The 6,990-nt window shown below is 65.6% G+C and carries 7 protein-coding genes; 6 read left to right on the forward strand and 1 reads right to left on the reverse strand.

What is annotated here, in order from left to right:
- Positions 1 to 11 precede the first annotated feature (11 nt).
- Positions 12 to 704 carry a cysteine protease LapG gene (gene lapG / locus ACQ4N9_RS22225; RefSeq protein WP_390968101.1) on the forward strand — a complete coding sequence of 231 codons (693 nt, stop codon included), beginning with the start codon at positions 12 to 14 and terminating at the stop codon, positions 702 to 704.
- A 10-nt stretch (positions 705 to 714) separates the two neighbouring features.
- Positions 715 to 2,661 (forward strand): cyclic di-GMP receptor LapD, encoded by a 1,947-nt coding sequence (gene lapD / locus ACQ4N9_RS22230; protein WP_390968102.1) that lies wholly within the window; start codon positions 715 to 717, stop codon positions 2,659 to 2,661.
- A gap of 30 nt (positions 2,662 to 2,691) precedes the next feature.
- Here lapD and ACQ4N9_RS22235 read toward each other — a convergent pair whose 3' ends face one another.
- Positions 2,692 to 3,033: a tryptophan synthase subunit beta gene (locus ACQ4N9_RS22235; protein WP_110992037.1), complete on the reverse strand. Its 342-nt coding sequence runs from the start codon at positions 3,031 to 3,033 to the stop codon at positions 2,692 to 2,694.
- A gap of 268 nt (positions 3,034 to 3,301) precedes the next feature.
- On the opposite strand from ACQ4N9_RS22235, the gene ACQ4N9_RS22240 reads away from it, so the two are divergent.
- From ACQ4N9_RS22240 to ACQ4N9_RS22255, 4 genes are read left to right on the forward strand one after another with little or no spacing between them, the layout of a single operon-like run.
- On the forward strand, positions 3,302 to 4,201 hold the full coding sequence (locus ACQ4N9_RS22240) for a TauD/TfdA dioxygenase family protein (protein ID WP_390968103.1): 900 nt from the start codon (positions 3,302 to 3,304) through the stop codon (positions 4,199 to 4,201).
- A gap of 18 nt (positions 4,202 to 4,219) precedes the next feature.
- Complete coding sequence (locus ACQ4N9_RS22245) at positions 4,220 to 5,239, forward strand: ABC transporter substrate-binding protein (RefSeq protein WP_390968104.1); 1,020 nt, start codon at positions 4,220 to 4,222, stop codon at positions 5,237 to 5,239.
- 6 nt (positions 5,240 to 5,245) lie between these two features.
- Entirely contained in the window at positions 5,246 to 6,109 is an 864-nt protein-coding gene (locus ACQ4N9_RS22250) for an ABC transporter ATP-binding protein (RefSeq protein WP_125466025.1), read from the forward strand.
- Between the two features lie 14 nt (positions 6,110 to 6,123).
- Positions 6,124 to 6,987 carry an ABC transporter permease gene (locus ACQ4N9_RS22255; RefSeq protein WP_390968105.1) on the forward strand — a complete coding sequence of 288 codons (864 nt, stop codon included), beginning with the start codon at positions 6,124 to 6,126 and terminating at the stop codon, positions 6,985 to 6,987.
- Positions 6,988 to 6,990 lie beyond the last annotated feature (3 nt).

Genomic DNA, 6,990 nt, shown 5'->3' on the forward strand with positions numbered 1-6,990 from the left:
GGGTGTTCGCAGTGGCGATACCTTGGGCCATTACAAGGACTGTACGCCGAATCGGTGCTGCCGCACTGCTGGGCTGCCTGTTGCTGGGCGCTACGCAGGCGGACTGGGACTTCGCGCAGATCAGCAGCCGTGCCCAGGCCCTCTACGGGCCCCTTGGCGCCGGCCAGGGGCGCATCGACGCCTGGCAGCGCCTGCTGGCGACCCATCAGCAGGGCAGCGAGTTGAGCCAGTTGCAGGCGGTCAACCTGTTCTTCAACACGCAGCTGCGCTATGTCGAGGACATCGACCTGTGGCGCGAGGTCGACTATTGGGCCACGCCGGTCCAGTCGCTGATCAAGGGGGCCGGCGACTGCGAGGACTACGCCATCGCCAAGTACTTCAGCCTGCGGCGCCTGGGCATTCCTGCCGACAAACTGCGTATCACTTACGTCAAGGCCCTGCGGCAGAACCGGGCACACATGGTCCTGACCTATTATTCAAGCCCACAGGCCCAGCCACTGGTGCTCGACAGCCTGATGGACGCGATCAAGCCGGCCAGCCAGCGTACCGACCTGTTGCCGGTGTACGCTTTCAACGGCGAGGGCTTGTGGCTGACGGGGGCGGGCGGCAACAAGAAAGTCGGCGATACCAAGCGCCTGTCGCGCTGGCAGGGGTTGCTGAAGAAAATGCAGGCCGAAGGCTTCCCGGCCGAGCCGGTTTACTGAAGGAGCACAGATGTCACTGTTCAAACAATTGCTGCTTGCCATTTGCCTGCTCCTGTTGGTCGCCTTCAGCGGCAGTTTCATGGTCAGCCTGGAGAGCTCGCGCAGCCAGTACGTCAACCAGCTGCGCGCCCATGCCCAGGATGCCGCGACCGCCTTGGCGCTGGCGCTGACGCCGAACATCGACGACCCGGCCATGGTCGAGCTGATGGTCAGCTCGATTTTCGACAGCGGTTATTACGCCAGCATCAAGGTCATCGAGCAGGGCACCAACGCCGTGCTGGTCGAGCGCCACGCCGTACCCGACAGCGCAGGTGTGCCGGCCTGGTTCATCCGGCTGGCCAGCCTGGAACCGGCCGGTGGCGATGCGATCGTCAGCCGTGGCTGGCAGCAGGCGGCGCGGGTCGAGGTGATCAGCCATCCGATGTTCGCCCTGGCCAAGCTCTGGCAGAGCGCCCTGGGCAGCCTGGGCTGGCTGTTGCTGTGCGGCGTGCTCAGTGCGGTGCTTGGCGCGCTGCTGCTGCGCCGGCAACTGCGGCCGCTGGATTACATGGTGGCGCAGTCCCATGCCATTGCCCGGCGCGAATTCCTCAGCCTGCCAGAACTGCCGCGCACGCCTGAGCTGCGCCGGGTGGTGCAGGCGATGAACCAGATGGTCGAAAAACTCGAAGCCTTGTTCCGCGAGCAGGCCGAGCGCAGCGAGCAGTTGCGCAATGAGGCCTACCAGGACAGCCTCACGGGCCTGGCCAACCGCCAATACTTCGAGATGCAGCTCAGTGCCCAGGTCAGCAACCTGGAGGAGGCCCGCGCCGGTTACCTGCTGCTGTTGCGCGTGCAGGACCTCGCCGGCCTCAATGCCCGCCTGGGTGGCCAGCGCAGCGACCAGTTGCTGCAGGCGGTGGGCGAGCAGCTGCGTCGGGCCTGCGCCCGCTACCCGCAAACCCATGACCTGATCGCCCGCAGCCGCGGGGGCGAGTTCGCCGTGCTGGCGCCGGGCCTGGTGCATGACGAGGCGATCGAGCTGGCCCAGGCCCTGGAAGCCAGCCTGCAAAGCCTGCACGAGACCGGTGCCAGCGATGTTGCCCCGGTGGCCTGTATCGGCCTGGTCAGCTACGCCCCGGGTGATGAGCCACAGGCCCTGCTCACCCAGGCCGATGAGGCCCTTGCCCGGGCCGAGAGCCAAGCCACGCCGAGCTGGATATGCCTGGAGCAGGGGCCGGCAGCCCAGGCCGTCGGCAGCCAGCAAGCCTGGCACAGCCGCCTCGACCAGGCCCTTAGCAAAGGGCAGTTCGAGCTGTTCTTCCAGCCGGTGGTGGACTGCCAGGCCCCGCAACGCATCCTGCATTTCAAAGTGACCTCACGGCTGCAGGACGGCCAGGGCGAGCCGTTGGCCGCCGGGTGCTTCCTGCCCTGGCTGGAGCGTTTCGGCTGGATGGCGCGGCTCGATGCGCTGATGCTGGAGCGGGTACTCAAGCATCTGCCACGGCACCACGCGGCGCTGGCGCTGAACCTGTCAGCCGCGACCCTGGCCGATGCCCAGGCCTTGCAGCGCGTCTACACGCTGTTAGGCCAGCACCGCGCGCTGGGGCCGCGGCTGACCTTCGAAATTGGCGAAGAGCAGTTGCCCGAACAGGCCGTACTGGAGCAGTTCACCCGGCGCCTGCACGGCCTGGGTTTCAGCCTGGCCCTGCAGCGTTTTGGCGGGCGCTTCAGCATGATCGGCAACCTGGCCCACCTGGGCCTGGCGTATCTCAAGGTCGACGGTGGTTACATCCGCAACATTGACCACGAGCAGCACAAGCGCCTGTTCATCGAGGCCATCCAGCGGGCGGCGCACAGCATCGATCTGCCACTGATTGCCGAACGGGTGGAAACCCAGGGGGAGTTGAAGGTGCTGTGCGAGATGGGCGTGCAGGGCATTCAGGGGCAGCGGGTGGGGCGGCCGGCGCCCTGGCGTTGAGGCCAGCGCCGGGCAGGGCGCTGGCAACCCTCAGATCAGCCCGCCGTGCTCATCTTCCTCGATCAGGTTGTTCAGGCCGCCCAGGGCCTTGCGCGCGCTGGAGCGGCTCAACAGCTTGGCCTGGGCGCCAGGGGGCAGGTCGGTGATGCTGAACACACCCTTGGCGGTCAGCACCTCGATCAGGTCCTCCAGTACCCGGATCATGTCCAGGTCGCTCTGCTTGAGCTGCTGCAGGCTGTTCTCGACCGCGTCCTCGGCGAGCCATGCCTGGACTTCCGCCTGGTCAGCCGAGAGCATTTCCGTGTAGCCGTGATAGGGGGCTGCTTCTACCCGCAGCAACTGGCCGTCGGCGTCGCGTTGCACGTAGAACATGGCGTCGTCCCTCGTCATCAAGATTCCTTTGGGTAGCCAGCAGCATAGGCAAAGTTCGCCGGGCGTGTTGGCCCGCAGCCACGGCACAGCCTCATATGCATATGCATTAAAGGTATTTAAATTATTTTTCTTATGACTTTATAGTCACTGCCACTGCGTACCTGCCGACCAATCGGCGCGCCGCACGACTCGAACCCACACGGGCAATCCCCGTGCGTTTCTGATCGTTGCGCGCCTTGGAAGTCGCGCACTTGCGTGGGAGTGAACAATGCCAGCCGCCTCGAACGCCTTGTCGACCATCGACAGCGCCTTGCCGCAAACCTTCGAAATCCGCCCGTTCACAGGTGCCGTCGGCGCCGAGATCGTCGGCCTCGACCTGACCCGACCGGTCAACGCCGAGGATTTCAACCGAATCCATCGCGCCCACCTGGACCACCACGTACTGGTGTTCCGCGACCAGCGCATCACCCCCGAGCAACAGATCGCCTTCAGCCGCCGCTTCGGCGAGTTGCAGATCCACGTGCTCAAACAGTTCCTGCTGGCCGGCCACCCCGAGATTCTGATCGTGTCCAACATCGTCGAGGACGGTGCCAACATCGGCCTGGGCGATGCCGGCAAGTTCTGGCATTCGGACCTGTCGTACAAGCAACTGCCGAGCCTGGGTTCGATGCTGCATGCCCAGGAGCTGCCCAGCGAGGGCGGCGACACCCTGTTCGCCGACATGCACAAGGCCTGGGACGCCGTGCCCGATGCCCTGCGCAAGGTCATCAAGGGCCGTGACGCCGCCCACTCCTACACCGCGCGTTATGCCGAGACCAAGTTCGAAGGCAACTGGCGCCCGACCTTGAGCGCCGAGCAGTTGGCCCAGGTGCAGGAAGTCATCCACCCGGTGGTGCGCACCCACCCGGAGAACGGGCGCCAGGCGCTGTTCGTCAGCGAGGGCTTCACCACCCGCATCGTCGGCCTGCCCGATGACGAAAGCCGCGACGTGCTGCAGCAGCTGTATGCCCTGAGCGTGCTCGAACAGAACATCTACCGCCATCAGTGGCAGCCCCATGACCTGGTGTTCTGGGACAACCGCTCGCTGATCCACCTGGCCACCGGCTGCCCCGCGCACCTGCGGCGCAAGCTGTACCGCACCACCATCCAGGGCGATGCCCCGTACTGACGACTGAGGAAATTCATCATGCGCAAATCCATCAGCCGCCTGGCGGCAAGCATTGGCCTGGGCGCCAGCCTGGTTGTCGGCAGCCTCGCGGCGCCGACCGTGGCCCACGCCGAGGGCAAGATCCGCATCGCCGAGCAGTTCGGCATCGTCTACCTGCTGCTCAACGTGGTGCGTGACCAGCACCTGATCGAGAAGCACGGCAAAGAACAGGGCATCGACATCGAAGTGGACTGGGCCCAGCTGTCCGGCGGCGCGGCGATCAACGACGCGCTGCTGTCGGGTTCGGTGGACATCGCCGGCGCCGGCGTTGGCCCGCTGCTCACCGTGTGGGACCGTACCAAGGGCCGCCAGAACGTCAAGGCCGTGGCCTCGCTGGGCAATTTCCCGTACTACCTGGTCAGCAGCAACCCCAACGTGAAGACCATCGCCGACATCGGCGACAAGGACCGCATCGCCGTACCGGCGGTGGGTGTCTCGGTGCAGTCGCGCTTCCTGCAATATGCCGCCGCGCAGCAGTGGGGCGACAAGGAGTACAACCGCCTCGACAAGTACACCCTGGCCGTGCCGCACCCGGATGCCACCGCCGCGTTGCTGGCCGGCGGCACCGAACTCAACGGGCACTTCTCCAACCCGCCGTTCCAGGACCAGGTGCTGGCCAACAAGAACGTCCACGTGGTGCTTAACAGCTATGACCTGCTCGGCCCCAACTCGCCGACCCTGCTGTTCGCCACCGAGAAATTCCGCAAGGACAACCCCAAGACCTACAAGGCCTTCGTCGATGCCCTGGCCGAAGCCGCCGACTTTGCCCAGAAGGACAAGGCGGCCGCCGCCGACACCTACATCCGCGTGACCAAGGCCAAGATCGACCGCGACGCGCTGATCAAGCTGATCGACAACCCGCAGTACGAATTCACCGTGACCCCGAAGAACACCTACAAGTTGGCCGACTTCCTCTACCGCGTCGGTGCGATCAAGAACAAGCCGGCGTCGTGGAAGGACTACTTCTTCCAGGATGAACGCCCGTTGCAGGGGAGCTGACCGACCATGACCGCCCCATTGCCAGGCCACACGGCCAGCAACCTGAGCCGTGTCGCCACCCCACCGCTGCTGGCGGTGGACAACCTGAGCCTCGAATACCGCACCGCGCAGCGCGTGGTGCGGGCCACCCACCAGGTCAGTTTCGAAGTCGACCGCGCCGACCGCTTCGTGCTGCTCGGCCCCTCCGGCTGCGGCAAGTCCACCTTGCTCAAGGCCGTGGCCGGGTTCATCGAGCCCCGTGAAGGGCAGATCCTTTTGCAAGGCCAGCCGGTACGCGGCCCCGGGCCGGACCGTATCGTGGTGTTCCAGGAGTTTGATCAGCTGCCGCCGTGGAAGACGGTGAAGCAGAACGTGATGTTCCCGCTGCTGGTGTCCGGCCAGCTCAAGCGCGCCGAGGCCGAGGAGCGCGCCTTGCACTATCTGGAAAAGGTCGGCCTGGCGGCGTTCGCCGATGCCTATCCACACACCCTGTCCGGCGGCATGAAGGCCCGGGTGGCGATTGCCCGGGCGCTGGCGACCCAGCCGAAGATCCTGCTGATGGACGAGCCCTTTGCCGCGCTCGATGCCCTGACCCGGCGCAAGATGCAGGAAGAGTTGCTGCTGCTGTGGGAGGAAGTGCGCTTCACCTTGCTGTTCGTCACCCACTCCATCGAAGAAGCGCTGGTGGTGGGCAACCGCATCCTGCTGCTGTCGCCGCACCCGGGCCGGGTGCGGGCCGAAGTGCACAGCCACCAGTACGATCTCGGCAGCCTGGGCGGCAGCGACTTCCAGGCCAGTGCCCGGCGCATCCACCGCTTGCTGTTCGACGAAGACGAGGCGCCGGCACAGGCCAGCGACCTTGGCTTCAACGACATCCGCATCGCCTACTGAACAGGAGCCTTGGCATGACGACGACAGCTGTTCGCCAGGAATACGAAGTGCAGTTGCAGCCCCTGCCCGGGGTGCCGCTGGAACGTGATCTGCCGCTGGCCCAGCGCCTGTGGCAGCAGGGCTGGCTGCGCAAGGCGATGATCCTGGTGCTGCTGGCCGTGGTGTGGGAGCTGGTGGCGCGCTTCACCGACAACGACCTGCTGCTGCCGAGCTTTGTGCAGACGGCTACGGCATTGGCGGAGGGGCTGCTCAGCGGCGAGATATTCGCCAAGGTCGGTGTGTCGCTGGTGGTGCTGCTCAAGGGCTACGTATTGGGGATCGTCCTGGCCTTCGGCCTGACCAGCCTGGCGGTGTCGACCCAACTGGGGCGCGACTTGCTGGGCACCCTGACCTCGATGTTCAACCCGCTGCCGGCCATCGCCCTGCTGCCGCTGGCGCTGCTGTGGTTCGGGCTGGGCGACAACAGCCTGATCTTCGTGCTGGTGCATTCGGTGCTGTGGGCGCTGGCGCTGAACACTTACGCGGGCTTTCTCGGCGTGTCGGAAACCCTGCGCATGGCCGGGCGCAATTACGGCCTGCGCGGCTTGCGCCTGGTGCTGCATATCCTGGTGCCGGCGGCGCTGCCGTCGATCCTGTCGGGGCTGAAGATTGGCTGGGCCTTCGCCTGGCGCACCTTGATCGCCGCCGAACTGGTGTTCGGTGCCAGCAGCGGCAAGGGTGGGCTGGGTTGGTACATCTTCCAGAACCGCAACGAGCTGTATACCGACAAGGTGTTCGCCGGGTTGGCCGTGGTGATCCTGATCGGGTTGCTGGTCGAGGGGCTGGTGTTCAATACCCTGGAACGGCTGACCGTGCGGCGTTGGGGCATGCAGCGCTAGTCC

The organism is Pseudomonas sp. ES1, from assembly GCF_050586605.1.
Taxonomy (GTDB): Bacteria; Pseudomonadota; Gammaproteobacteria; order Pseudomonadales; family Pseudomonadaceae; genus Aquipseudomonas; species Aquipseudomonas sichuanensis.